This is a genomic window from Camelimonas lactis (assembly GCF_004342915.1).
GTDB classification, from domain to species: domain Bacteria; phylum Pseudomonadota; class Alphaproteobacteria; order Rhizobiales; family Beijerinckiaceae; genus Camelimonas; species Camelimonas lactis.
Genome location: NZ_SLWL01000002.1, coordinates 18151 through 44891 on the forward strand (window position 1 = coordinate 18151; position 26741 = coordinate 44891).

The 26741-nt window shown below is 65.9% G+C and carries 23 protein-coding genes and 2 tRNA genes; 12 read left to right on the forward strand and 13 right to left on the reverse strand.

All coding sequences use genetic code 11. The annotated features are described in order from the left end of the window. Window positions 1–30: 30 nt before the first annotated feature. Window positions 31–1056: an amino acid ABC transporter substrate-binding protein gene (locus EV666_RS03035; RefSeq protein ID WP_132002922.1), complete on the reverse strand. Its 1026-nt coding sequence runs from the start codon at window positions 1054–1056 to the stop codon at window positions 31–33. A gap of 295 nt (window positions 1057–1351) precedes the next feature. Here EV666_RS03035 and metC point away from each other — a divergent pair, with 295 nt between their 5' ends. After that, a complete protein-coding gene (gene metC, locus EV666_RS03040; protein WP_132002925.1) occupies window positions 1352–2560 on the forward strand; it encodes a cystathionine beta-lyase in 1209 nt (402 codons plus the stop codon). Window positions 2561–2568: 8 nt separating this feature from the next. After that, window positions 2569–3702, forward strand: coding sequence for a DUF4424 family protein (locus EV666_RS03045; protein ID WP_132002928.1), 1134 nt, complete (start codon window positions 2569–2571; stop codon window positions 3700–3702). 24 nt (window positions 3703–3726) lie between these two features. Here the strand turns inward: EV666_RS03045 and EV666_RS03050 are convergent, their stop codons facing one another. The 3 genes from EV666_RS03050 to EV666_RS03060 form a co-directional block, all read right to left on the reverse strand. Further along, the gene (locus EV666_RS03050) at window positions 3727–4059 is read right to left on the reverse strand and encodes a lipid-A-disaccharide synthase N-terminal domain-containing protein (protein WP_132002931.1); all 333 of its coding nucleotides are present in this window, start codon (window positions 4057–4059) and stop codon (window positions 3727–3729) included. After that, window positions 4059–4802 (reverse strand): glycosyltransferase family 2 protein, encoded by a 744-nt coding sequence (locus EV666_RS03055; protein ID WP_132002934.1) that lies wholly within the window; start codon window positions 4800–4802, stop codon window positions 4059–4061. The genes EV666_RS03050 and EV666_RS03055 overlap by 1 nt, the downstream gene beginning before the upstream one ends. Window positions 4803–5263: 461 nt before the next feature. Next, window positions 5264–7039 (reverse strand): ArnT family glycosyltransferase, encoded by a 1776-nt coding sequence (locus EV666_RS03060; protein WP_132002937.1) that lies wholly within the window; start codon window positions 7037–7039, stop codon window positions 5264–5266. A 702-nt stretch (window positions 7040–7741) separates the two neighbouring features. Between EV666_RS03060 and EV666_RS03065 the strand changes: the two genes are divergently transcribed. Further along, window positions 7742–7987 (forward strand): hypothetical protein, encoded by a 246-nt coding sequence (locus EV666_RS03065; protein WP_132002940.1) that lies wholly within the window; start codon window positions 7742–7744, stop codon window positions 7985–7987. A 329-nt stretch (window positions 7988–8316) separates the two neighbouring features. Then, window positions 8317–8727 (forward strand): hypothetical protein, encoded by a 411-nt coding sequence (locus EV666_RS03070; RefSeq protein WP_132002943.1) that lies wholly within the window; start codon window positions 8317–8319, stop codon window positions 8725–8727. Between the two features lie 515 nt (window positions 8728–9242). Here the strand turns inward: EV666_RS03070 and EV666_RS03075 are convergent. Then, window positions 9243–9319: transfer RNA gene (locus EV666_RS03075), tRNA-Pro, on the reverse strand. A 222-nt stretch (window positions 9320–9541) separates the two neighbouring features. Here EV666_RS03075 and EV666_RS03080 point away from each other — a divergent pair. Then, window positions 9542–10021 carry a hypothetical protein gene (locus tag EV666_RS03080; RefSeq protein ID WP_132002946.1) on the forward strand — a complete coding sequence of 160 codons (480 nt, stop codon included), beginning with the start codon at window positions 9542–9544 and terminating at the stop codon, window positions 10019–10021. On the opposite strand, the gene EV666_RS03085 is transcribed toward EV666_RS03080, so the two are convergent. The 7 genes from EV666_RS03085 to EV666_RS03115 all read right to left on the reverse strand — a co-directional run bounded on the left by EV666_RS03085 (window position 10018) and on the right by EV666_RS03115 (window position 14764). Then, window positions 10018–10335 carry a hypothetical protein gene (locus tag EV666_RS03085; protein ID WP_132002949.1) on the reverse strand — a complete coding sequence of 106 codons (318 nt, stop codon included), beginning with the start codon at window positions 10333–10335 and terminating at the stop codon, window positions 10018–10020. The genes EV666_RS03080 and EV666_RS03085 overlap by 4 nt on opposite strands. Window positions 10336–10455: 120 nt before the next feature. Further along, complete coding sequence (locus EV666_RS03090; RefSeq protein ID WP_132002952.1) at window positions 10456–10698, reverse strand: hypothetical protein; 243 nt, start codon at window positions 10696–10698, stop codon at window positions 10456–10458. Next, entirely contained in the window at window positions 10695–11537 is an 843-nt protein-coding gene (locus EV666_RS03095) for a glycoside hydrolase family 108 protein (RefSeq protein ID WP_132002955.1), read from the reverse strand. The genes EV666_RS03090 and EV666_RS03095 overlap by 4 nt, the downstream gene beginning before the upstream one ends. 61 nt (window positions 11538–11598) lie before the next feature. Continuing rightward, on the reverse strand, window positions 11599–12756 hold the full coding sequence (locus EV666_RS03100) for a hypothetical protein (RefSeq protein ID WP_132002958.1): 1158 nt from the start codon (window positions 12754–12756) through the stop codon (window positions 11599–11601). 47 nt (window positions 12757–12803) lie between these two features. Further along, on the reverse strand, window positions 12804–13190 hold the full coding sequence (locus EV666_RS03105) for a hypothetical protein (RefSeq protein WP_132002961.1): 387 nt from the start codon (window positions 13188–13190) through the stop codon (window positions 12804–12806). A gap of 41 nt (window positions 13191–13231) precedes the next feature. Then, on the reverse strand, window positions 13232–13669 hold the full coding sequence (locus EV666_RS03110) for a CBS domain-containing protein (RefSeq protein ID WP_132002964.1): 438 nt from the start codon (window positions 13667–13669) through the stop codon (window positions 13232–13234). A gap of 567 nt (window positions 13670–14236) precedes the next feature. Beyond that, window positions 14237–14764: an invasion associated locus B family protein gene (locus tag EV666_RS03115; protein ID WP_165909879.1), complete on the reverse strand. Its 528-nt coding sequence runs from the start codon at window positions 14762–14764 to the stop codon at window positions 14237–14239. A gap of 339 nt (window positions 14765–15103) precedes the next feature. Between EV666_RS03115 and EV666_RS03120 the strand changes: the two genes are divergently transcribed. From EV666_RS03120 to EV666_RS03135, 4 genes are all read left to right on the forward strand, one after another. Further along, window positions 15104–15412 (forward strand): ETC complex I subunit, encoded by a 309-nt coding sequence (locus tag EV666_RS03120; protein ID WP_132002970.1) that lies wholly within the window; start codon window positions 15104–15106, stop codon window positions 15410–15412. 215 nt (window positions 15413–15627) lie between these two features. Then, window positions 15628–15704, forward strand: a tRNA-Arg gene (locus EV666_RS03125). Between the two features lie 559 nt (window positions 15705–16263). Continuing rightward, window positions 16264–16671 carry a nucleoside diphosphate kinase regulator gene (gene rnk, locus EV666_RS03130; RefSeq protein ID WP_132002973.1) on the forward strand — a complete coding sequence of 136 codons (408 nt, stop codon included), beginning with the start codon at window positions 16264–16266 and terminating at the stop codon, window positions 16669–16671. A gap of 1086 nt (window positions 16672–17757) precedes the next feature. Beyond that, the gene (locus tag EV666_RS03135; RefSeq protein WP_132002976.1) at window positions 17758–21495 is read left to right on the forward strand and encodes a vitamin B12-dependent ribonucleotide reductase; all 3738 of its coding nucleotides are present in this window, start codon (window positions 17758–17760) and stop codon (window positions 21493–21495) included. A 142-nt stretch (window positions 21496–21637) separates the two neighbouring features. Here EV666_RS03135 and EV666_RS03140 read toward each other — a convergent pair whose 3' ends face one another. Next, window positions 21638–22612, reverse strand: coding sequence for a helix-turn-helix transcriptional regulator (locus tag EV666_RS03140; RefSeq protein WP_165909880.1), 975 nt, complete (start codon window positions 22610–22612; stop codon window positions 21638–21640). Window positions 22613–22894: 282 nt separating this feature from the next. Here EV666_RS03140 and EV666_RS03145 point away from each other — a divergent pair, with 282 nt between their 5' ends. The 3 genes from EV666_RS03145 to EV666_RS03155 are packed head-to-tail and all read left to right on the forward strand — an operon-like array spanning window position 22895 to window position 26735. Further along, window positions 22895–25114: a TonB-dependent receptor gene (locus EV666_RS03145; protein WP_132002982.1), complete on the forward strand. Its 2220-nt coding sequence runs from the start codon at window positions 22895–22897 to the stop codon at window positions 25112–25114. Between the two features lie 2 nt (window positions 25115–25116). After that, complete coding sequence (locus EV666_RS03150) at window positions 25117–25485, forward strand: hypothetical protein (RefSeq protein ID WP_132002985.1); 369 nt, start codon at window positions 25117–25119, stop codon at window positions 25483–25485. Beyond that, window positions 25482–26735, forward strand: a complete 1254-nt coding sequence (locus tag EV666_RS03155; protein ID WP_132002988.1) for an MFS transporter — start codon at window positions 25482–25484, stop codon at window positions 26733–26735. The genes EV666_RS03150 and EV666_RS03155 overlap by 4 nt, the downstream gene beginning before the upstream one ends. Window positions 26736–26741 lie beyond the last annotated feature (6 nt).

Below are 26741 nucleotides of genomic sequence, written 5' to 3' on the forward strand. Positions count from 1 at the left end.
GCCTCCTGCCCTGGATGATGGTTGCGCGGATCAGCGGAGCGGCGGCGCGTACATCAGGCCGCCCTTGTTCCAGAGGTTGTTCAGGCCGCGCGGAATCTTCAGGCGCGAGGTCTCGCCGAAGTGGCGGTCATAGATCTCGCCATAGTTGCCGACGGCGCGCACCACGTTCACCAGCCATTCGTCCGGCAGGCCGATGGCCGGGCCGAGCTTGCCTTCGGCGCCGAGCATGCGGCGCAGCTCCGGATTGTCGCTGCTGCGCTTCTCATCGACATTGGCTTTCGTGACGCCGGCGTCTTCCGCCGCGACAAGGCCATAGCCCACCCAGCGCACCACGTCGAACCACTGGTCGTCGCCCTTGCGCACGGCGGCGCCGAACGGCTCGCGGGAGATCAGCTCCGGCAGCACCACGTGTTCGGACGGGTTGGTCATGCGCAGCCGCTCGGCGTGCAGGGCGGAGCTGTCGCTGGTGAAGGCGTCGCAGCGCCCGGCGTCGTAAGCGCGCACGGTCTCGGCGGCGCTGCCGAAGGAAACCGGCTTGTACTCCATTTTGTGGGAGCGGAAGAAGTCGGCCATGTTGAGCTCGTTGGTGGTGCCCTGCTGCACGCAGATGGTGGCGCCGTTCAGCTCCAGGGCCGATTTGAGGCCGAGCTTCGCCCGCACCAGAAACGCCTGGCCGTCATAGAAATTGACGTTGGTGAAACTGGCGCCCAGGGCGGTGTCGCGCGACATGGTCCAGGTGGTGTTGCGCACCAGCACGTCGATTTCGCCGGTCTGCAACGCGGTGAAACGGTCCTTGGCGGTCAGCGGCACATATTTGACCTTGTCGGGGTCGCCAAAAACGGCGGCGGATATCGCCCGGCAGTAGTCCACGTCGAAGCCGGTCCATTTGCCCTTGTCATCGGGCACGCCGAAGCCGGCCAGACCCGGGTTGGCGCCGCAGATCACCTGCCCGCGCTGCCTGACCTGGTCGAGCACGCCGGCCGCCGCCGGGGCGCCGTTCGCCATGGCGGCGGCGACGCCGCAGGCCATCGCCATCAACACAGGGGCCCGTTTCATCTGCTCTCCTCCTTTGCGCCAGCACGCGCTGGGCTCGCAACTCCTGCACCGCGACACCGGCGTCCCGCGCCAGGCCGCTTCGCGCGCAAACCGCCCCCGGCCGGCGCCAGAACAACCCGGCCCGCCGCTGTCTGCGCCTGCATGACATGGCCGCGGACCCCTCAAGGTCAACCCCAAAACGGCAATTGCCATCCTGGAACGGTTTGCGCTGATACGGGCTCCCGTGGGGTTGACGCCCGGTGATCAAAGGTCGCAAACCGTTTGAGTGGCCGGTCGTGAGGGGAATTTATCGAGCATGCGCAAACTGAGCGACGCAGAACGCAACCGCCTGTCCAGCCGCACCCGCCTCGTGCTGGGCGGCCGCAACCCGGATGAGCAGTTCGGTTTTGTCAACACGCCGATCTATCGCGGCTCCACGGTGCTGGCGCCGGACGCCGCCGCCCTGCGACGCGCGGACGCCCGCTTCACCTACGGCACCCACGGCACGCCGACCACGGAGGCGCTGGAGAAGGCCTGGTCCGAGCTTTCCGGCGCGGCGGGCACGGCGCTGGTTCCCTCCGGCCTCGCCGCCATCACCCTCGCGCTGATGTCCTGCGTCAGGGCCGGCGACCACATCCTCGTGACGGATTCGGCCTATCGTCCCACCCGGCGTTTCTGCGACACGGTGCTGGCGCGCATGGGCGTCGAAACCACCTATTATGATCCTTACGTTGGCGGTGATATCGCCAGTCTGATGCGCCCCAACACCAGCGCCGTCCTGACCGAGGCGCCGGGCTCGCAGAGCTTCGAGGTGCAGGACATTCCGGCCATCGCCGCGGCGGCGCACGCCGCCGGCGCGCTGGTGCTGATGGACAACACATGGGCGACTCCCCTGTTCTTCCCGCCGCATGAACGCGGCGTGGATCTCGCCATCGAGGCGGGCACCAAATATCTGGGCGGCCATTCCGATCTTCTGCTCGGCCTCGTTTCGGCCAATGAGCGGGCGTTGCCCGGCCTGCGCCGCACGGCGGAGGCCTTCGCCATGTGCGCCGGGCCGGAGGACTGCTTTCTCGCCCTGCGCGGCCTGCGCACCATGGAGCTGCGCCTGCGCGAGGCCGAGCGACAGGGCCTCGCCCTCGCCCGCTGGCTGGAGGCGCGACCGGAGGTGAAAAGCGTGCTGCATCCGGCGCTGGAAAGTCACCCGGATCACGCCATCTGGAAACGCGACTTCCTCGGCGCCAGCGGCCTGTTCAGCGTCGTCCTGCATCCGGTCCCGGAAGCGGCGGTGGACGCCTTCCTCGACGCGCTGGCCCTGTTCGGCCTTGGCTACTCCTGGGGCGGCTACGAGAGCCTTGTGATTCCGTTCAATTGCGCCGGCTATCGCTCCGCCACCACCTGGAGCCCGGGCGGACCGGCGCTGCGCTTCCAGGTGGGGCTTGAGGACATCAACGATCTCACCGCCGACCTGGCGCGCGGGTTCGACAGGTTGCGCGACGTCGCCGGCCTGGCCGGCGCCGCTGGTTGAGCGGAGCCATGAACGGCCGTCTTTCCTTCACGCTGCTGATGGCGGCCAGCGGCCTTGTCCTCGCCGCCAGTGGCCTTTCAGCGGCCCCGCAGGCGCCCGGCGCCGGGGCGGCGCCCAGCCCGCCCTCCAGCCCGTCTTCCGGCGCCGTTCAGGCGATGGCCGGGGATGCGCGGACGGCGCTGATGGTCGGTACGCTGCAATTGCCGCGCCCGCCTGAACTGGAGCTTCGCGCTCTCGACATCACCGTCACGCCCCAGGAGGTGCGCGGCCGCTACGTGTTTTTCAACCGCGCGAACCGTGACGTCGCGCTGGGGGCGTCGTTCGCCGCGCCCGATCTGGATGCGGCGGCGCCGGGTTTTGGCTATACGGCCATTCCCCAGCCGGAGCAGATCAACTTCATGGGTTTCGCCGCCACGGTCGATGGCGTTCCGGTGGCGCTCATGGACGAACGCCACGTGTTTGGCGCCGGGCTGGAGCGCACGCAACTGCTGGAAGACGCCGGCGCGCCGCCGCAACCCGCCGGCGTGGCGACCTGGGAGGCGCTGGGCAAGTTGAGCCCCCAGGCCTTGCAGGACCTGCGCGCCGCCGGGCTGATCGACATGGACCGGCTGGGCGAGCGGCTGGAGCCCCGCCCGCGCTGGTTGCTGAAAACCGCCTGGCACTGGCCCCAGGTTTTTCCCGCCGGCAAGGAAACGGTCATAACCTGGCGCCACGCCGCCTCGGTTTCCGTTGGAACCACGCCGCTGGCGGAGCGGAGCCAGCTGGCCCACGCGGCGCGCTACGCGCGTCATTGCGCCGGAGAGGCCATCAACAGCGCTGCCAACGCGGCCCGGAAAAACGGTCCTGGCAATGACTGGCTGCTGGAGCGGGAACAGCGTCTGCGCATCAGCACCGGCCCCGCTTCCGCCGGCTCAGCGGGCGTTGTGACGCTCACCATCGATACGGGGGCGGACGACGTCATCGTCGCCGCCTGCATCAGCGGGCTGGAGCGCGCCGGGCCCGGGCGGTGGCGCATGCGGCGGGAGAACGCCGTGCTGGATGAAGACCTGCACGTGCTGTTCATCAGCCCCGGCAAGGTGGCCAGCCAGGGCGCGCCGCCGCCGGACGACGCGGACGCCGCGCCCGCGCCGCAGGACCCGTGAGCGAACCGCGATGCGTGCGGCCGGTCAGACCGTCTCGCTCTGCTTCTGCCGGCTGCTGCGGATCAGCGCGAGATTGCGCAGGTAAATGAATACGCTGAACGCCTGGCCAAGGATGATGACCGGCTCGCGCTTGTACAGGCCGTAAACCAGGGTGATGAGCCCGCCGCCGATGGAGAAGAACCAGAAGGCCACCGGCACCACGCTGCGGCCGGCCTTCTCACTCGCCAGCCATTGCACCACGAAGCGCATGGCGAACAGGAACTGGCCGACAAGTCCCAGCACCAGCCACACATCGGCGCGGGCGATGAACACGTCGTAGAGGTAGCCGCCAACATCGTGCGACAGGCGAATCAACATCAGCGCAATTCCTGAACATGCGGCGGGGCCTTGCGGCGGCGGATCAGCCACCAGACGCCGGCCAGATCGAGTATTCCCACCCAGAGCCGGTCGAAGAAGCCATATTTCGACACGCCGGCCATGCGCGGCCGGTCGATCACATCCACCAGCGCAACCTCATGGCCGTCCCGTCGCACAAGGGCTGGCATGAAGCGATGAAGCGCATCGAAATATGGCAATTGCAGGTAAACCTCCCGGCGGATGGCTTTCAGCCCGCAGCCGGTGTCGCGGGTGCCGTCGCGCAGGATGGCGCCGCGCACGGCGTTGGCGACGCGCGACTGGAATTTCTTGAAGCCGGTGTCCTTGCGCCCGACGCGCTGGCCAGCCGCCAGGCCGAAGCGGGAGCCGCCCTCCGTCAGCTCCCGCACCAGCGAGGGGATGAAAGCGGGGTCGTTCTGGCCATCGCCATCGATGGTGACGAGAACCGGCGCGCGCGCCGCAAGCGCGCCGCTGCGCACGGCGGCGCTCTGCCCCCGGGATATGTCATGGCGCAGGCGGCGCAGCCACGGGCGTGTCCTGGCCTGCTCTTCCAGCACCGCCGGGGTGGCGTCGGTGGAGCCGTCATCCACATAAATGACCTCGAACGCCGCGAACGCCGCGCAGGCGGTGGCGATTTCCGCGATCAGCGGCGCGACATTGTCGGCCTCGTTCCTGACGGGAACGATGACGGTCACCGCGGGAGAAGAGTCGGTCGGTTCGCTCAAGGGTACAGCTTTCCATTTACGGGTCTGGCGGTGGTCAACCAGTCATTCACGGGGCCCAGGGCCTGCGCCACCGGAACGACCGACCTTTTACCAGAACGCCCCGACGCATGTTGCGCGCCATAAGCACGCCCGCGCATGGCGCGATCATCTGCGCAGGGCGCGCACATGGATCAGATGCGCAGGGCGCGCACATAGCAAGCGGAGGCCTGCGCCGCAATCATGCGGCGCGCATGGCCGCCCCGCCGGCGCCTTTACATTCCACTCGCCGGCGCCGTCACCTGCCGCGCGCCGGCGCCATCACCTGCCGCGCGCCGGCGCCATTACATGCCGCGCGCCGGCGACTGGAGCCGCCACCGTGAACTGGAGCAGGTTTCGATCAAACTGGATCGGAAACCGCTCCAGCTGGCTCCATTCGGGCGAATTCCGATTGATCAGCCGATCCTGGCCGAACGGAAAGCGCTCTACCGCGCCGACATCCAGACGCCGATGTCGAGGCGCTTGCCGCCATTGAGGTTAAAGCCCCTGATGCGCGTGGAGAGGGTCGGCTGGCGCGGGTCGCCCGCCAGCCGCTGATGGAAGGCCGGTTCTTCCTGCGCCGTGACGAAGGCGACGCGGCACGGCCCCTGGCGGATCCAGTCGGCGGCGGCGGCGCCGTCGGCCATCACCAGGCCGGTTCCGGTCAGAAACACCAGGCTCGGCTCGCGGTAGCCGGCGGTCAACGCCTTCACTTCCGGGCATCCCGCCGAGGCGGCGGCGGCGCGCATGGCTTCGGCAAGGCGCGGCGAGGTCCGCAGGCCAGCCAGATGCGGTTGCGTCACGCCCAGCACGGCAGCGACAAAGACCACCGAGGCAAAAATCGCCAGCAGCGCCGAACGCCAGATGTGGCCGGCGCAATAGGCCAGCCAGCCGGTGATGGCGATGGCGGCGGCGACCAGCAGGCCCGGAACGGCGATCCAGGCAATGGCGCCGTCCAGCGCCCAGCCAGCGGCAGGCAGCAGGAATAGCGCAGCCACCGGGATCAGCGGCAGCAGCAGCATGGCCGGCCGCGCGCCCCAGCGCTGCGACGGGGCCAGCGAGCCGTTGCACAGGGCGCGGGCGACGAGCAACGCCACGGCCGGATACAGGGGCAGCACGTAATGCGGCAGCTTGGTCGGCACCGCCTCGAAGATCAGCCACGCCGGAATGATCCAGGCCAGGGCGAAGGCCACCGCGTCGTTGCGACGCTCCCGCCACAGGGTTTGCGCGGCGATGGCGGCGAACGGGGCGAGCGGCCAGGCTGTGCCGAAGAAGGCGATGAAATAGGCGCCAGGCGGCCCCCAGTGTTTTTCCTGGCCGCCGCCCACCTTGCCGAGCATGTCCTTGCCAACAGCTTCGGCAAAGAAAGCGCCCTTCGTTTCGATGGCGATGGCGATGAACCACGGCGCCGTAAGCACCAGCACGAGCAGCACGCCCGTCAGCGGGCGCAGCGCCAGCAGCCAGCGCGCCGAACGCAGCCAGATGCTGAGGGCGATCGCCGGCAGGCCAACGATCATCAACCCAACCGGGCCTTTCACCAAAATGGATGCGGCCAGGGCGCCCCAGAACGCCAGGCGCACGCCCAGCGACAGCGCCGCCGGCGCGTCGCCGTCGCGCAATACATCACGCCGGGACGGCATCCATGCCCGCGCCAGGCCGCCCATCAGCACAACGCAACAGGCGGTGAGCACCGCGTCGGTCTTGGCGAGGCGCGCCTCGACGCCGAGTAGGATGGTGGCGGCGAACAGGGCCGCGCCGGTGATGGCGAGGCGGCGGCCGCCAAAGGCCAGCAGCGCCCAATAGGTCAGCAGAACGGCGGCCACGGCCCCAAGCAGCGACGGCGCCCGGTACAGGGCAATGGTCGTCCGCGCCTCCGGAACACCAAGCGCCTCGCCGATTTTCACGGCGCCGACCTGCAGCCAGTAGATGCCGGCCGGCTTCTTGTTGCGGGCCTCATCCTGAAAACGGATGGCGATATAATCGCCCGTCTCCAGCATCTGCTTCGTCGCCTGGGCGAAGCGCGGCTCGTCGCGGTCCATGGGCTGGAGCGAGGAAAAACCGGGCAGGAACAGCGCCAGCGACAGCAGCAGCAGCGCGGCGACGGCCCGCCAGTGCGACGCTTCCAGCCACGACAGCAAGCGCAGCACGCGACGATCGCCGGGCGATGACGCTGGCGGCGCGAATGTGGGGTCAACCTTGGCGGGGGAAGCTGGTTGTGGCATCGGGCTCTCTTGCAGGGGGCTGGCGGCGACGCCTGGTCGTTGGAGCGCCTTGCCAGGAAACGCGCGAATTCCGGAAGGAAGCCAAAAGCTGCTTCCGCATGGCGGTCGTTCGATCCGGCGGCGCCCGCCGGAGATCCGCGTTGCAGGAGGACCCTCCGCCGGGCGGCGCGCTCGCGATCTGTTCGCCCGGGGGCCCGCCAGGGGCGCGTCATCCTGAACAAAGAACAGTATCCTGAACACAGACCAGTCGGCGGACTTCTGGCCGGTCGCCCTGAAGCGCCCTGCCCGGCTGGTCCGGCGTATCGCTTTATCGTGTCTTGTCGACGCTCTCAATCATGATGCGCCGGCGCGCCGCCCTTTTGCCGCCGTCGCGGCGTCGTCAGGCCGTCAAGGAGGCATCCTGCTGCGGGAAGCGGCGTTGATTTCGGCCAGCGGAAATCTATGGTCAATGTGACGTCAGGGATTTTTTTGAACGGGAGTGCGTGTGTGAGGAACGCCAGATGGCGCAAAGCATTCGGGAAGAGCGCCGGTTCCAGATCTGGCGGCGATGCGTCGTCCGCTCCCCCGCGCCGGACCACGGCGATCCGTCCCGTCGCCGGTGATGGCGATGCAGCGGGCATCGGCCCGGCGGGCGGGAGCGCTTCGGAGCCCTATGGCGCGCAGGCCGGAGGGCCCGCCCTTTCCCCGCCAGGCGCGGAGGTCATGGTGTTGCGCGCCGGGCTTGAGGACTGCCTCTGCCATCTGGTGGAGCTCTACGGGCCCGACGTGCTGGATTCGTTTCTCGAACGACGGTTGCGCCGGAATATCGCGCCCATTCTGGCGCAGGCCGAAAAAATGGAGCCAGGCCCCAAGGCAAGCCGCATCCGCGCCCACGCGGCCGCGGCTGAACGACTCTTGCGTGAGGCAGTCGAATCCGTCAGGAAAGACCCGACGCCGCCCCCTGGCTGATGCAAGCGGGCTACATAAGTTCGTTATCGCAGCCGCCGGAGCGCCGAAAGCGATCCCATTTGCCGACGCCCTGGTCATAATGGCGCCAGCCGGGGTGGGGCCGGCCATGAAACGCTTGGGGAGCGCCCTGCGCTTCAGGGCGGCCATGCGAACAGGCTTCCCGTTGGAACCGGTTTTTCCGTTGGACGGAGTTGTGGCGCCAGCCTGCTCCAGCTTTTGTACTGAGGCGTTTTCCTGATGTTGGGGGCGGCCCGCCAGGAAGAGGTTTCAGTTTGGCCGGAATCGCCTGCCGGCGAACGGCCGCCCCTGCCGCCCAAACTGCGAGGCCCATGATGCACAAATTGCTCGCCACCCTGACTGCGCTGACGCTTCTCACCGCCTGCCAGACCACTGGCGCCCGCAATGTCGCAAACATGACGCCCGCCCAGTTGCAGGCCGCCAAGGCCCAGGACGCGAAGGCGGCGGAAGCCGGATATGCGCGTTGCGACCAGACGTCAGCCAACATTGTGGAGTCCACCAAATGCAAGGCGGCCGTGCGCGAGCGTTACATCACCCCATACGCCCCGCCGGAGGAGCAGCGCATCTCCCGCATTCTGGTGGCGCAGAACATCGCCCTGGCTGAAAAAATCCAGCGCGGGGAAATCACCGAAGCCCAGGCGCGTGAGCAGTACGCCGCCGTTGTCCGCTCGGTGATGGATCAGGAGCGTCGCCAGCACCAGGGACGCGGCGGTCGCAGCTGATCGCCTGGCCTTGTGACGGAAACCATGACCGGCCCAGCCTGTTCAGGCGCCTTTGAGGGCTGGTCATGGGTGAAGCGCGGCGCGCAGCTTCACGTCAGACGCCGCCCCAGAACGACCTGAACTGGCGGGAGCGCCGTTCATGCCACGGCCCGAGGAAAGCCTCCGGCGGCGGATTCTCCCATTCAGGACAGCGCGCAACACACGCCTTGCGCCGGCGCGTCCATGGTAGTCGGGCAAAGCTGAGCCTGGTGAGCGCAAGTCCGGCGTGGTGGCGCCAGGGATGATGCGTAAACGGCCGCGCTTTAGCGCGCCGACGCCTTGCCACGACCTGGGTCTACACGCGCAATCCCAAAGCCGCCTGACACAGGGCGGCAAGGGCGCGGAAAATAGCCGGCCTGTCGCTGGAGAGTACAAATTGCGGGGATTTCGGCCACACTGGCGCGCCCAATAAACGCAGGGGGGCCTTTCATGGCGGCGCCTGCGGCGGCGCAACGTTTCAGCAGGATGATGACTTATGGTCGGGGCAGCAGGATTTGAACCTGCGACCCTCTGCTCCCAAAGCAGATGCGCTACCAGACTGCGCTATGCCCCGACGTGCTGAAGTGAGGGCTGTGTAAGGCTTCCAGAGCCGAGTCGCAAGGGCTGTTGATAATTATTAGTGGAACATTCTGAAACCGAGTCGCAGGCTTCGGGACGCAAAGTCCCGGAGAAATCCCGAAGTTTGTTCACGGTTCTCCCCTGACAGCGAACCAGATTCGACTCCCCACCATTCCGCTAGTATGTTCATGTTTCGTTCTAAAACCGAGCCGCGGGCATGAGCAAGACCACCAGCCCCTACACTCTTCGCCTTCGGCGGACATATCCAGATGACCTGGCCCGGGATCACTTCTGGACGGTTATTGACCATCGCGACAGCCAGATCGGTTGCATCAACTATCACGCACACCTGAGGGATGGCATGCCCAAGTGGGCATGGGTCGTTGGGTTTTGGCTACGCCGGTCGTGGGGCGCGCCAACCTCAGGCTGGGATCACACGCGCGAACGCTGCATGCTCCAGGTCAAGGGATCGTGGCTCAAAAGCCTGGAGGTGATGACAGACGATGATTATGAGGCTGCTGTCAGGGAGCAGCAGAGGATAATGCATCAGCGTCTGGAATGGCCCCGACGCCAGGGCGAGCGCTTTGCCCGTGAGCTGGAGGCCGCAGGCTATGTTCGTATTCCTGAGAAAGAGTGGATGGCCGCCGGACCGCACTCGCCGCAATGGCGGCTCCCAGACCCAGATCAGGACGCCTAAGGCGGCGCTCTGGCGTCCTTGCCGCTCTGCCGGACGATCCAGTCGATATTCGTGCTGATACCCTTCAGTGCGCTGCGCACCTCGCTCATATCCCGGGTCAGCAGTTCAAGCTTTGCGTCGGCCTTCTCCCGGACCTCGCGGATTTCCGCCCGGATACGCGCGTCCTCCATCTCCAGCTTGATGATCTGTTTGGCCTGCTCCGTCGCCTGTCCTTCCATCCGCGACCATCCAAGGACAATGGCAATGGCAAACCCGGCGACGGTCAGCAGGACGTTCAGGTTGATTTCCGGCTTGAACCATGATGGCTTTTGCATTTCAGCCTCCATCACTCGCACCACGCTTTCCGGCGGGCATTGTTGCCCTTCACTCCATCAATCGTTTCCGGCGTGTCATGCTGGCTCCAGCTGATTGCCCGCCATTGGGCGCATGTCGCCTCAATCCCGACGCCAGCCGTCCGATTGCATCCTGCAAGCAGGGTCGGCAGCACAACGGCGAGCGTCAGCATCAGCGCGGTTCGCGTCATCGGTCAGTCTCCGCTCTTTGGTGATCTGGTCGGCCACCACGGACGCCTTGCCGCGCTCATAGGCCATGTCATTGATGCGCCAAGCCGCGAGCGCCAGCGCTGCCAGGACGCCAGCAGCCGCGCCGATACGCCAGTTGGCAAGCAGCCACGTCATGCCACGGCCGGCAGGCCAAGAGCCTGAGCCGCCTCCGCTGCCTTGCGCCTTTGGCTGGCGCGCCAGATGATACCGCCGATGGCGATAGCCGCGCCTGCCACAACCAGCACGGCGACAATCCCGCTGATCCACTGCGAGTTACCAGCCAGGGGGGCAAGCGACGCCCGGGCGCTCTCCAGCGCCACGCCAACCGTCCCGATGGCCGATCCGCCGCCGATTGCCGCGTCAGCCGCTCCGCTGGATGGCAGGGCTTTCGCGTCCTCAATGTTGGCTTTGGCCGCGCCGGCCGGGTCAATGACGACGGCCGGCCCCACAGAGCCGCGCGCCCACGCCTGCCCGGTTTTGCGCACTCCGTTGACGCGCGTTGTCCAGCCGTTGCCAAATGTGCCCCACGTTTTCAGGGCCTTCAAAAATGACATTCGCTGGTCGCAGATGCTGGCAATTAGCCTGTCATGGTCCTGCACCGCCCAGACAGCCGCCAGCGTGGCGTTACCGATGATGCCGTCCACCCTCACGCCGACCGCGCGCTGGAGCCATTTGGCTGATTGCGCGACACCGCTGTTCACGGCCCCGTCGAACACCACGTAGTCCACGCCAGGCGGGAGGTCATCGCCCTTGATCTTGTCCCAGTATTGCTGGCGGTAGATGGACTGGAGCTCGTCATCGGTGATGTAGCGGACGGATCGCGGCGACTGGCCCTTGCGCTTCCGCTCGGCGTCATAGACCCGCTGGGTGACGCCCTTCATGGTTGCGCCGCCAGGGTCAGCTAAATGATTGCTGTAGCCGCCCTCATGTCGCAGGACTTCGGTCAGCGCCCGTGGGTAGTTGGTTGCTGTCATGGATCACCCATAAAAAAGCCCGCCAGAGGCGGGGTGGATGCGTCAGATTGTTCGGTGAGGGTCAGGCGTAAGCGCGGAAACTAACCCCATCGAGATAGACGGTTGTCGCGGCCCCGCCAGGGTAGATAGAAATTGAACCGTCAGCCCAAATCTTTAGGCGCCCAACGCCGGATGCACCTGTCCGGACTGCAAACTCGGAGTCTCGCCCAGGTCGAGCGCCAACTGGCAACTGGAATACATTTCCATCACTTGTGCGCGAAACCGCACCCTGGAGGTGAACTACGCCAACGTCGTCAAGGAACCATCCAGGAGAGTCGATGGCCGTAGCTCCCGACGCCATCGATGCTACTGTCCGGGGGAAATAAAATCTGTTCGCCCCCAATATGAAAGCATTATTGGCGCAAGATACGTTTTCGTTAGACAGCGCAGGAGAGACAGTTGCCTGACTGGCGAACACATTATTTTTAATGGACCCGCTCTTGATATTCACCCATTCCTGTGAGGCATCATTGTACCCAAGCCAATTTCCTTCAAAATGCAACGCAGAGCACGCGCCCCCAAAGTACACTGGGCATACGTTATATCCTTCGATATAGCTGCCGGTGATGCTCATATTATCTATGGCGTCAGTGTGGATTGCCGACCCACCGCCGCCCTCCAGATCGCAATCGCGGATTATGACATTGTGGTTTGTTGACGCCAGCCTTATAGCCGCCCCTTCCAGGGTGTCGTGAATCGCTGAGTTAACCAAATGTAGCTGCATTGACGTAGTTGTCGCGACAACTGCATGCTGCTTCGCGTATCTTAACCAAGATGTGTTGATTTCGAGGTTGTATGAATCCGATATATTAACGATTCTGTTGAACGATTGCGCCATAACCCCGGACAAACGAAGATTATTTACCTTGGAAGCTTGAAGAAAACTGACCGTTGCATCGTTGTACCGACCAATAGCAGACAGGTTTCTAAGCTCAATCCTGTAGCCCCACTCGGCCGTTGCAGGGGCAGCAGTGATCATAAATCCGGTGAGCCCAGAGAGAGCAACAAGCTGCGCGTCATTACCTTCAACGACCATTTGCTTGGTGCTTGACGGCGTGATGTTGATTGCCGTCCCTATCCCGTACCTGGCTCGCGGCGCCAAATCGAGGCGCATCCCGATAACTGCCATCGATTGGCAATAGCCAAGCGCCGCGTTGATGGCAGGGCCATCATCGGCCACTCCATCTCCCTTTGCGCCGAACATCTCCGGTGTGACCGATGGGGTCGCTAGCTCCCACCATGCGCCATCCGCTGTCTGCAGCTTGCCGGCATGTGACGGCTCAGACGCAGCGCGACGGTAGAACGCATCGCCGCCGTCCCCTGCGGCGGCGAACCCGTCTGATCGGGTCGCCATCGGCAACGAGCGACAGGCTCCACTCGAATGTCGAACACTGCTTCGGCAGGCGCATCGCCCTTGGATCCGACAATCTTTGCGAGCGCCTCACGCCTGCCAGAGACGGCCGAATACAAATTATTGGCGCGCTCAAACAGTGCCTTGCCGCGCGGGCCTCCTGCCCGCTCCGCTGCCGTTTTCAGGTCGTCTGTCAGCCCGCCGTAAATGCGCTTCAGCTCGCCACCAGACATACCTTCCGGCAAGATGCCGCTGTCCAGCATCTCGCCAATGCGGGTGCGCAGCCCCTTAATCCCGGCATAGTTCAGGCCCTGACGCCCATCACGTAGTCGCGCAACAGCTCCTCCTCGTTCTCGACTTCACTCAATAGCCGCTGGAGGAGGTCCCGGGCGTTGAGAAGGCCAACCGGACGCTGGCCATTGAGCACAGGCACATTTTTGATCCCGTTCACCTGCATCATGGACCAGACGTCGCGTAGCGCCGATCCCGCCGTGCAGGTCTGGACCTGGGTGCGCGCGACCATGCACAGCGGCGTGTGGGTGTTCAGGGCTTCGCCCCTGGTGAGCCGCGCGATGATGTCGGTTTTTGTGACAATGCCGGCAAACTGGCCATCGGAAGCCGTAAGCACCAGCATGTCGGTTCCAGCATGAAGCCGTGTCGCCGCATCGCCAAGCACGCCATCCATGGGCAGCAGGACAAGTCGATCCTGGGCGACGTCGAGCATATTCCGCACCAGCCCCATAACATCCTCCCGGTCTGGGCAATGCGCCCCGGGGCCCGCGCCCCTGCTGGCGCAAAGTTTTGGCGACAGACGACATGGCGCCCTTGTGGACCTGTCGTGACGCGCGCCCTGCCGTCGTTGCCATCCAGCTGGCGGGGCCGCCGGCCCGGACGCCCAGGGGATCGCCGGGTCCGTTGCACACTATCCGCCTGATGCAGCGCTTGCGGCGATTCACATGGTCGTCAATGGCGTGACGGGCCGGCGCAGCACAGTTCAATCCTGGCGGGCTGCCAGCCGGCGACATGCCGAAGGCGGCGGGCAGACGTGTTCGCCCCCATCCCGGTCGCAGAAGCCATTGCCGGACGGGCGCGAGCGGAACCGGGAGCGTCAAACGGAAGGGCGCGGTGAAATGTGCGCAGACCGGTTGGCGACAGAAAGCCGGCGCGCGCGGCCTGTTTCCAGACCCGCCAGCTTGGCATGATCGGCCGGGCGGCAGGTCCGGCGCCGGCCAGGGCGCAAGGCGGCTGGCGTTTCGCGGCGGCGTCGGCCGGCCAGTCATCAGATCACTGGCCGGCTGTCGTAGAAAAATTACTTCAGCAATGCGCTGGCGCGATCAAGCGCGTCGCCGAATCCCTTGAGGGACACGTTCAGCGCGAAGGGCTTTTCCGTATCGCTGGCGACGAGGTTCAGCTTGAGCTGTTTGCCCTTGCGCATGCTGTTCACGAGGGCCGGATCGAGCGTCAGCGGCGCGACGCAGCCGCCCGGAACACAGGTGCGGATCGGCGCGGCCGCCTGGGCCTTGTTCTCATCAACCTGCACCGCCACGCCTTTGGCCAGCAGCAGGCCAAATGGCAGCAGCAGGGCGCCTTCCGCCCCTTTCGCCGTTGGCGTCAGTTCGATGGACAACACCCGCTGGGCGCCGCCGCCCCGGGATTGCTGCGCCAGCTGCTGCGACACGGTGCACAGCTTGCGCTCCTTGGGAACGATGCAGTTCACCACCCAGTCGCCATGGGTTTCCCGCAAGGAGGAAGCGCCGCCGGGCAAGGGCGCGCCCGTTTGCGCGAAGACCGGAGTGGACGCGAGAATCGCCGCCGCAACAATACCAGCACGAATCATATGATCTTTTCTCATGCGAATGGATTGGCAAAAAAGGCCGGAGACAACATCCAGCCTGGATGATTTCTGCTATTGTATATTGGAATTCACGCCCCCGTAGAAGTATAGAAAACGCGCCCCCGGCGTTTTGTCGCCCGGGATTTCATGCGGGCGCGGCGTTTGCCGGCCGCATGCCCGCGCGACCGTAACGATGCAGGACTGGATGAGCGAGGCAAGCGGCGAGAGGCGCCGGCGAGAATTGTCATCCGGCCGTGGAATATGGTACCCGGTCAGCGAGGCCGGCGTGCCGGCGCTCCGCCTTCACTGGCTGGGCAACCTTTTCTCTGGTTGGGAAACTTCATGACCGCGCGCATCCTGCAGCCTGCCCGCAACGCCATGCAGTCCGGCAAGGCCAAATCCGGCCGCTGGCTGCTTGCTTTCGATCCGGCCTCTCCGCGCAGCGTCGAGCCATTGATGGGCTGGACCAGTTCGTCGGACACGCGCCAGCAGTTGCGCCTGTGGTTCGACAGCAAGGAGGAAGCGATCGCCTACGCGGAGCGTAACGGCCTTGCCTGGCGCGTTGAGGAGCCTCGCCCGACCCGCCCGCGGCGCAGCGTCGCCTACTCCGACAATTTCAGGTCCGACCGTATCGGCCAGTGGACGCACTGAACCGCCATGGCTCCGGCGGGCAGGTCGCCGGGCTGCCCCCGCCGCCGCCCGCCACGAACAGCCAAAGCGGGCGTTTGCAGGATTTATGCTGCAGGCGCGGGGAATTCCGGCCTATATGATCCAGGGTTTTCGGGCGGAATCGCCCGGCCCGCCGGGCAGGCGCATCGCCCTTCACGCCGCACACCTTTCTGGCCCGCCCCGCCAGCATGTCATGGGGCCCCGTAGCTCAGCTGGATAGAGCGTCGACCTTCTAAGTCGAATGTCGCAGGTTCGAATCCTGCCGGGGTCGCCACCGTTCCTGTCAACCACGCGACGACGGGGCCGTTGATCCAGGGTGGTTGATCCCGGGCTTGATCCCGGGCCTGGCCGGGGCTACCCGCCGCACTGGTATCCAGTTCTTCCTCCCTCCTCATTCCCCCGCCGCCTTCCCGCTTGCCGCCGGCGCAGATCTGCTGATCGTCCAGGCTTTTCGCCCAGGTTCCCCCTGCGTTCGATGCGGGCCGGATCGTTGTCGCGGAGGATCGGCGCCAGGGCCTGGGCGACGGCCCGGACCGCCGTTTATGAACAGGGGTTAAACCATGTGACTCACGGTCGAATCCTTGACTTTCCGGCGGCGCGTCGACATCTTTCCTTCATGAACGACGCGCTCGCCACAGCGGGACATCCGCAAGCCAACTGCCCGATAGCGGGACACTAGCCCGACGTTCGTCCGCGCGCCCCGGACGTCGGGGGCGCGCCGCCTGTGTTTCAGGCCACCCGTCTGTCGCCAGCAGGCGCGCTTTCCCAGCAGATTTTTGTTTATCGCACCCGGTCCAGCGGAGACGCGCGCCGGATTGGAAGGCCTGACCCCCATGACCAAACTCAGCAGCACCCGCTCCCGTTTGCCCGCGCTGGTTATCAACGCGGATGACCACCACCGCCTCACCATGCTTGCGGAAGCGGCCAGCGACCGGATGCCGGATGTCGCTGAGGTTCTGCTTCAGGAGCTGGATCGCGCCCGGGTGGTGAAGGATGGCTCCGCGCCGGCCGACCGGGTGCGGATGGGCTCGACAGTCACCTATCGCTCCGACAGTGGCGAACGGACCGTGCGGCTGGTCTATCCCGGCGAGGCGGATATCGAAGCGGGACGCATCTCAATTCTCACGCCGATTGGCGCGGCGCTGATCGGCCTCAGCCCTGGCCAGTCCATCAAATGGACAGCCCGTGACGGGGTGGCCCACCAGCTGACCATTGTGGACGTCAAGCCGCCGACCGTCTGAGCGCCGGGGCCGGGCCCTGCCCCGCGCCAGGACATTGTTCCCGGCCCGCTAAAATCGCCAATCAAAATCATCGATCAAAATCACCGGGCGATTGCGCCGTGGCCCGGCGCCCGCGTGGCCTGGACGTGGAAGCGCGTCCAGGTCTTTGGCCAGGGCACCCTGCACGATGCGATGAAGCCTCCGGCGACGCGGCGGAGGTTAATGGCCGTGCTCCCGACGGGACCCTTGCCGGCCCTTCCGCCGCGCCCCCCCGGCCCTGCGAATCCCTTTCCGCGAATTCTGTCCAACGAATCTGCCCCAGCGAAATCTGCCCCGCGCCCCCGGCTTTGCGGCGCGCGCCCTGGGAGACATGCGGCCGGAATATTGATTCGGGCGCTCCACGCAGCCGGCTTGCGCCAGCCCGGCCGTGAGGGCATATCCGGCGCTGGCCCGGGTCCTTCTGGCGTTTCACGAATACGCGACCCGGGAGCCCCCGGAAACACGGCGCTTCAGCCGCTCGCAGGGCCGCCACGCCCCGGGCGCCCCGATGGCAACAGCCCGGCGCCAAATGCGCGGCGTCCACATCCCCGCGCCGTCGCCTCGCAAAAGTCCCCGATTTCCACATGGCGGATATATTTTTACGATTTGAAAACGGTCGTGGAAACGGCGACGCTCCAGGTGAAAACGCCGTATTCGCCGCAGGTTGGGCGCGTCAAGCAGCCGGTTTCATCCCGTTTTGACACAAGCTGTGGGGGTGACTGTCGGGCTGGGTGCCTATATATAGTGTTTTGACGCGAGGCGAACCGATAACGGGCGCAGCCAGGCCAGGCTGGCGTCCGGTTCATTCGGGCGACGGGCGGCGGAGGGAGACTTCACGCCGCGCCAAAACCGTCTCAACCGATCATCATCCGTGGCGCGTGGTCCCTTTCGACCGGCGGCGCGGCGTGCTTGCGGACAACGCCAGGCGGATGACGCCAGGGTTCGTCTCTTTTTTGAAATTGCCGCATTTTCCTGATGCGAGGCGGTTTGCGTCTCGCGGAAAATGCCCATCGCCACGACACAGCTGAACCGCCGTGTGCATCGCGGGCGGGCGTGACGGAGTCTTCCATGCGGATCGAGCGGCGCTACACCACCGGGGACAAGCCAATCTGGGAGAGCATTGCGTTTCGCAAGGCCACCAGCGAGATTCGCAATCCGGACGGCTCCGTGGTCTTCCGTCTGGAAGACATGGAGGTTCCGGCCGGCTGGAGCCAGGTGGCGGCCGACGTGCTCGCCCAGAAGTATTTTCGCAAGGCCGGCGTGCCGTCGCGGCTGAAGCGCGTCGAGGAAAATGGCGTTCCGTCCTGGCTGTGGCGCTCGGTTGCCGACGAGGCGGCCCTCGCCGCCCTGCCCGTCGACGCGCGCACCCGCTCGGAGATCTCGGCCCGGGAAGTGTTCGACCGTCTCGCCGGCTGCTGGACCTACTGGGGCTGGAAGGGCGGCTATTTCACCGCCGAGGACGACGCCAGCGCTTTCTTTGATGAACTGCGCTATATGCTGGCCAACCAGATGGTGGCGCCCAACTCGCCGCAGTGGTTCAACACCGGCCTGCACTGGGCCTATGGCATCGATGGCCCTGGCCAGGGCCACTATTATGTCGATTTCCAGACCGGCGAACTGAAGGCCTCCGAATCGGCCTATGAGCACCCGCAGCCGCACGCCTGCTTCATCCAGTCCGTCGCCGACGACCTGGTGAATGAAGGCGGCATCATGGACCTGTGGGTGCGCGAGGCGCGCCTGTTCAAATACGGCTCCGGCACCGGCTCCAACTTCTCGGCCCTGCGCGGCGACGGCGAGAAGCTGTCTGGCGGCGGTCGCTCCTCCGGCCTGATGTCGTTCCTGAAGATTGGCGACCGCGCCGCCGGCGCCATCAAGTCGGGCGGCACCACACGCCGCGCCGCCAAGATGGTGGTGGTCGACGTCGACCATCCGGACATCGAAGCCTACATCGACTGGAAGGTGAAGGAGGAGCAGAAGGTCGCCGCCCTCGTCACCGGCTCCAAGACCGTGCGTCGCCACATGAAGGCGGTGCTGAAGGCCTGCGTGAACTGCGAGGGCGAAGGCGACGCCTGCTTCGACCCGGAGCGCAACCCGGTGCTGAAGCGCGAACTGCGCCTCGCCCGCCGCGCCCAGGTGCCGGACAGCTACCTGAAGCGCGTCATCCAGTACGCCCGCCAGGGCTATCGCGACCTCGATTTCGACGTCTACGACACGGACTGGGATTCGGAGGCCTATCTCACGGTTTCCGGCCAGAACTCCAACAATTCGGTGTCGCTGACCGACGACTTCCTGCGCGCTGTCGAGAACGACGGCTCGTGGGCGCTGAACTACCGCGACGGCAAGGTGAAGAAGACCCTGGCCGCCCGCGACCTGTGGGAGAAGATCAGCTACGCCGCCTGGGCGTCGGCTGATCCGGGCCTGCACTACAACACCACCATGAACGACTGGCACACCTGCCCGGCGGACGGCCGCATTCGCGCCTCCAACCCGTGCTCGGAGTACATGTTCCTGGACGACACCGCCTGCAACCTGGCTTCGGCCAACCTGCTGCAGTTCTATGATCGCGACGCCCAACGCATGGACGTGGAGAGCTTCGCCCACGCCTGCCGGCTGTGGACGGTGGTGCTGGAAATCTCGGTGACCATGGCGCAGTTTCCCTCGAAGGAAATTGCCCGCCTGTCCTACGAGTTCCGCACCCTGGGTCTTGGCTACGCCAACATCGGCGGCCTGCTGATGACCATGGGCCTTGGCTATGACAGCCGCGAGGGCCGCGCCCTCACCGGCGCCCTCACCGCCATCATGACCGGCGTGTCCTACGCCACCTCGGCCGAGATGGCGAAGGAGCTGGGACCGTTCCCCGGCTACGCCCGCAACGCCGACCACATGCTGCGGGTCATCCGCAACCATCGCCGCGCCGCCCATGGCGTGACCAGCGGCTATGAGGGGCTGTCGGTGACGCCGGTGGCGCTCGACGCCGCCTCGTGCCCGGACCAGCGGCTGATCGAGGTCGCCCGCGCCGCCTGGGATGAGACCCTGAAGCTCGGGCAGGAGCATGGCTTCCGCAACGCCCAGGCCACGGTGATCGCGCCCACCGGCACCATTGGCCTGGTGATGGATTGCGACACCACCGGCATCGAGCCGGACTTCGCCCTGGTGAAGTTCAAGAAGCTGGCCGGCGGCGGCTACTTCAAGATCATCAACCGCGCCGTGCCGGACGCCCTGCGCCGCCTTGGCTACACGGAAGCGCAGATCGCCGAGATCGAGGCTTACGCCATCGGCCACGGTTCGCTGGGCCAGGCGCCGGGCGTCAACCACACGACGCTGCGGGCGAAGGGGTTTGACGACGCGGCCATCGCCGCCGTTGAAAAGGCGCTGCCGAGCGCCTTCGACATCAAGTTCGTCTTCAACAAGTGGACGCTGGGCGAGGAACTGCTGACGGGCCGGCTGAAAGTTCCGGCCGAACGCCTTGAAGACCCCGCTTTCGAGCTGCTGGCGTTCCTCGGCTTCAGCCGCAAGGACATCGACGCCGCCAACATCCACGTTTGCGGCGCCATGACCCTGGAAGGCGCGCCGCACCTGAAGAAAGAGCATTATGCGGTGTTCGACTGCGCCAATCCGTGCGGTCGCATTGGCAGGCGCTACCTGTCGGTGGAGAGCCACATCCAGATGATGGCGGCGGCGCAGCCGTTCATCTCCGGCGCCATCTCCAAAACCATCAACATGCCGAACGACGCGACGGTCGAGGACTGCTCCAGCGCCTACATGCTGTCCTGGCGGCTCGGCCTGAAGGCCAACGCCCTGTATCGCGACGGCTCCAAGCTGTCGCAGCCGCTCAACGCCGCGCTGATCTCGGACGAGGACGACGAGGTCGAGGACGCCGTCGACACCCTGCTGGCCCAGCCGACCGCGGCCCGCACCGCCCAGGTGGCCGAGCGCATTGTCGAGAAGGTGGTGGAGCGGGTGCAGCGGGTGCGCGAGCGTGAAAAGCTGCCCGATCGCCGCAAGGGTTACACCCAGAAGGCCATGGTCGGCGGCCACAAGGTTTATGTGCGTACGGGCGAGTATGAGGATGGCCGCCTCGGCGAGATCTTCATCGACATGCACAAGGAAGGCGCCGCCTTCCGCGCCATGATGAACAATTTCGCCATCGCCATTTCGCTCGGCCTGCAATACGGCGTGCCGCTCGACGAATATGTGGAGGCCTTCACCTTCACCCGTTTCGAGCCGGCCGGCTTCGTCCAGGGCAACCAGTCGATCAAGAACGCCACGTCGATCCTCGACTATGTGTTCCGCGAACTGGCGATCTCCTATCTCGGTCGCGACGACCTCGCCCACGTCGACCCGTCCGAGATCGGCTTCGACGTCATCGGCAAGGGCGCGGCCCAGGGCCGGCAGCAGCCGGACGGCGAGCCTGTCGCCACGCCCGCGCCGCGTCCGCTGGTTTCCAAGGGTTTCGTGCGCGGTCGCCAGCCGACCAACCTGCTGGCCATCGCCGGCGGCAATGACGGCGCGCCAACCGCCCTGGCTGGCGGCGCCCAGGCGGCGACGGCCCTGAAGGAAGCCCTGCCGGAGCTGAACGACAACGACGACGACGAGGCCCAGGCGGAGGCGATTTCGGCGAAGCTGCAATTCGCCCCGGCCGGCTCCGCGGCAGCGGCGGCCCCGTCTTCCTCGGACCGGCGCAAGGAAGCGCTGATGAAGGGCTACCAGGGCGACGCCTGTGGCGAATGCGGCAACTTCACCCTGGTCCGCAACGGCACCTGCCTGAAATGCGACACCTGCGGCGGCACCACGGGATGCAGCTGACGCTTCTGGGGACGCATGGCGTTCTCACGCCATCGGGACGAAACAGAAAAGGCAGCTCAGTCGAGCTGCCTTTTCTGTTGTCACGATATGCAGGCCTTATGCGACGCCGTGACGTCGCGTCGCCGGAACCTGGAGCCGGCTATCAGTTTCGGGCCGGCGGCGGAGAAGCGGACATGTTGTGGATCGCGCGGCTCATGGATCGGGCCTGGCGGGGCGGGAAGCCAAAGCGGCGGCGGAAGGTCCGGTTGAAGTAGGACAGATCGCCGAAGCCCACCGCGAAGGCGATGGCGCTGATCGACATATGGTCGCCCTGTGGCGACTGTAACAGGCGCATGGCCCGCTCCAGCCGGCGTTGCAGGACGAAGTCCGAGAACGTGAGCATCTCGTCGCTGAACAGTTTTTGCAGGTAGCGCAGGCTGATGCCGTGCTGCTCCGCCACCTGGCGCGCGTTCAGCCCCTGATCGGTCAGTCGCGCCTCGATATCCGACTTGATGGCGATCATGCGGTCGTCGGGGCGATGCGATGGCGGCGCCCCGGCCGGCTGGTCCGGGTGCTGGGCCATGATGTTCACCAGATTGACCATGAACGCCATGACGTGCTCGCGCAGCTCCGGCGTCTTCATGGGCATCAGGCCGCGCATCAGCGCGGCGCCGTAGTTTCCCAGCATCTGCAGGGCGTCGTCGCTGGCGTTGAAGACGCTCATGGCGCCGGCGGCGGCCATGGCGCCCTCGCCCAGCCTGTCGCACGGGGCGATAAAGCAGTCCACCCGCGACACCCGCGTGAGCTGCAGGGCGGAATGGGCCAGATCGGTCACCAGCAGGGCCTCCCGCGCATGGACGATGGCGTGGGCTGATCCGCGGCGCGCGACCATGACGCCGTCCGCCGGCCGCAGCAGCACCGCCGCACCTTCGAGAAAGACGCCGTTGAGCGCCAGTTCAACGCCCGTCCAGGGCGCGAACAGGGATTGCAGGCCAATATCCGGCTCCAGCCGCAGCACCGCCCGGGCGTGGAGCGGCGCCGGATGGGCGGCGTCGATTTCGCAATGGCGCGCGGCCTTGCCGGCGATGCGCAGGTCAATGTCCTGGGGGGTGTCTTTCGCCACATACCACACCGGCATGGTTTTCGCGGCGCGGCCTGGCGCGTCACGGGTCCCTGTCGCCCTGTTACGCCCTGGTCCGTTTTCCACTTCGCACCTGTCCAAGAACATGATCGCAGCGGCATATAACAACAAAACAAGCAAACTGTAAGGCAAAATAAGCAAGTGACCAGGAATTCGACCTGTATTTTAGTTTAGAATAATTAAAATACACGTATTTCGTCGCAGCGTCTGCCCACCTGCGCAGGGTGATCGCAGCGCATCGATCGCGGTGACTTGGCAACCAGGGCGAACACATACACCATGAGCAGAATCCTGCTGGCCACGGCGGCCTGTGCGGCCGTTGCGTCTCCCACGCTGGCCCAACCGGCCCAGACCACCGTGCAACTGGACGAGATCACGGTGACCGGATCGCGGGCGCAGCGCGCCCTGTCGGATATCCCGCAATCGATCCAGGTGATTGACCGCGGCCAGATCGACACCCAGATCAAACAGGGTGGCGGCGCGGCCGGCCTGCTTTCGCGCGTGGCGCCGGGATTCTCGATCAACAACCAGACCGTGTCGGGCGCGTCGGAAACCTATCGCGGCCGCAGCCTGCTGGTTCTCGTTGACGGCGTGCCCATGACCACGCCGCTGCGTGACGTTTCGCGCATGCTGTCGCTGATCGACCTCAACGCGGTGGAACGGGTCGAGCTGGTCGCCGGCGCCTCCAGCCTGTATGGGGCGGGCGCCACCGGCGGCACGGTGAACTTCATCACCAAAACCGCGCAGCCCGGCGCGCCGCGCTTCGTGGTCAGCAGCAAGCTCACCGCCTTCACCGCCGATATCGGCCAGTCCATCGCGCCGGAGATCTCAGCCGGCGTTTCCGGCAAGAGCCAGAACGGCCTCGATTATGTGCTGTCGGCGACGGGAACCATGGCGCGGCGGACCTATGACGGCGCCGGGCGCGAACTGCCGTCCGACGCCATGCTGGGCCAAGGCGGCGGCGACCGCTTCGGCAAGGTCAATGTGCTGGCCAAGCTGGGCTATGATTTCGACGGCGGCAAACGCCTCGAACTCTCCGGCAACTATTATTATCTCGACCAGAACCCGCGCTATCTGACCAATTACGCGGGGGCCTTCGCCCAGCCGGACTTCCTGCGTCCCTACACCGGCGAGAATGTCGCCGAGGACACAAAGTCCATCTCCCTGCGTTATACGGACAAGGATTTCGCCTTCGGCAGCCTGAGCATCCTTGGTTTCTACAACGACATCAGGAAGCGGTTTAATTACACCGAATTCTCATACCCCTATAATTCCCAGGTTTACTATTCGTTCGATCCGCGCAATCCCACCAGCCGCGCCAACCAGACGACGCTGTATTCCAATCGCGGCGGCATGAACCTGACGATCGACACGCCGCTCGACCAAATCTGGCAGGGCGCGAAACTGACCTGGGGAGCCGATCTGATCCACGAAAAGACGTGGCAGACGCTGACCGACGGGCAGAACGTATTTACGCCGCTGCACCAGACGACCACGGCGGCGTTCGCCCTGTTGCAGGTTCCGCTGACTGATCGCCTCACCGTGCGGGGCGGCGTGCGTTACGAGAACTTCGCCCTTGCGGTGGACGATTTCACCCGCCCCGCCGCGTTCGCCGCCGTGGCGGCGCGCACGCCCCTGGGCTACCAGGCGTTCGTGCTGCCCGCCCTGCGCGTCACCGGGGGCGATTACAACTATTCCTCGCCCACGTTCAATCTGGGCGCCACCTTCAAGCTGACCGACAAGGCGGAGCTGTTCGGCGGTTTCTCCCAAGGGTTCGCCCTGCCGGACATTGGCTCCTACACGCGCCGCGCCGGCCTTTCGACCGCTTACGCCTGCCCGCTGACCCGGCCGAACTGCCTGCCGGCCTCGCGCTCGGTGATCTCCTATGCGGAGATCGCGCCGGAAGCCCAGATCGTCAACAACTATGAAGCCGGCGTTCGCGGCTCGGTCGGCAAATTCAAGGGCAGCCTCGCCGGTTTCATCAGCACCTCGCGCGAGGGCGTGACCTTCAACCCGCTCACCAACCAGATCTCCCAGCAGAAGGAGTTCATCTGGGGCGTGGAGGCCACCGGCGAATATCAGGTGACGGAGCAGCTGGCGCTCGGCGGCATATTTGGTTTCCGCGAAGGTCGGTATGATTCCAACAATGACGGTCATCTGGACAGCTGGCTGCCCAACAACCGCATCGCCACGCCCTATACGGGCACGCTGTACGCCAGTTACCGTTTCGGGAACGGCGTGAGCGTGCGCGTGGAGGGACAGGCCTGGTCCGGCCGGAACCAGCGGATCGACCTTTCCGGCGCGCATTACCGCATCAAGCCTAGCGCGACCATGAACGCCGTGCTCACCGCGCCGGTTAACGGCGGCGGCGAGGCCTTCATCTCGGTGGACAACCTGTTCAACGCCACGTTGCAGAACCCCACCGGCACGTCGGTGCGCAACCTCCCGGTCTATTCCTGGGGGCGGACGATCGCCGTCGGCTACAAACAGACCTTCTGAGCATGATCCTTTTTGAGCAAAGGGGCGCGCTGGTCACGCTCCGGTTTGAACCGCCCTACGCGCCGGACGATGAACGCGGCTATCTGGCGGCGCTCGACCGGATTGGCGATTGCCCGCCGGGATTCGCGTTGCTGGCGGTGCTGGGCGGCGGCGCCCGCCTCTCCCGGGAGGGGGAGCGGGCCCAGGCGTTGTGGTTCAAGGCGACCCGCGCCCATGTCAACGACAACTGCCGGGCCATCGCCATGGTGCGGCCCGGCGCCAGCGGGCGGATGACAGAGATATTCGGCAGGCTCTGGAACGTTCCGCTTGCCGCATTCACAGACGAACAGTCCGCCAGGGATTTCCTGGCGCAGCATGTGGCGGGACCATGAGCACGCCGGATTACGCCGCCGCTGACGCAGCGCCCGCCCCGCGTCCCGGCCGCTCCCGGCTGTTCATCGTCCTTGCGGGCCTGTATCTGGCGCAGTCCATTCCCTCATATCTGATCGCGGCGGCGCTGCCGCCGATCATGCGCGAGGCGGGCGTTTCGCGCGCCGCCATCGGCTATATGAGCATCCTGTTCCTGCCGCTGGTCCTCAAGTTCCTGTGGGCGCCATATGTCGACCGCATCCGCCCGTTCGCCCGGGCCCATCGCGCTGGCTGGGTAATCATCACCCAGGTCGTGGTCATCGGCTGCCTGCTCTGCCTGTTGCCGCTGGGGCCGACCGACGTCAGGGCCATCATGGCGGTCGGCATGGTCGCGTCCCTGCTGATCTCGACCCAGGACATCGCCACCGACGGCTACGCCGCGAAATACCTGCCGGCCCGCGACCGGGCCATCGGCAACGCCATCCAGGGCGGCGCGGTGGCGTTTGGCGTGCTGATCGGCGGCACGCTCAGTCTCATCCTGTATCATCACGTCGGCTGGCGCTGGATGATCCTCGGGGTGGTCGCTTTCTCGGCCCTGCCGCTGCTGGCGGCCCTCGCCATGCGCGAAAGCGACGCCCCGGCTCCGGCTGGCGCGCCCAGGCCGTCGATCCTGCGCTTCCTGCGACGCGCGGACGTGCGCAACATCCTGTGGGTGGCGTTGATCTACCGGGTGAGCGAAGGCCTGGTGAAGGCGATGGAAGGGCCGTATCTGGTGGATTCCGGCGTGCCGCTGGACCAGATCGGCTATCTCTCCGGCGTCTCGGCCACCACGGCGGGGCTGGCGGGATCGGCGATCGCCGCATGGCTGGTGACGCGGCGCGGCGCGCGTTTCGCCCTTGGCCTGCTGGGAGCGATGCGCACGCTGTGCTTCGCGCTGTTCGCCCTGCACGCGCTCGGCCTGCTGGCCGGAACCTGGCCGCTGTTTGGGGCCGCCGGCTTCCAGACGCTGATCCGCTACATGGAGATTGTCGCGCTCTACAGCCTGTTCATGTCGGTGACGTCACCGGACCAGCCAGGCACTGACTTCACCATTCTCGCCTGCGCCCAGCTCATCGTCTATCTGGTGGGGTCGCTGGTTTCCGGGAAGCTGGCGGACCTGTTCGGTTACGGCGCCCTGTTCACCCTGGCCGCCGGCCTGTCGGCCATCGCCGTGCTCGCCACCATGCGGATGCTGGCGCCTGGCCCGCGCGCCGCCAGCGCACGCTCCCGTTAGGCGACG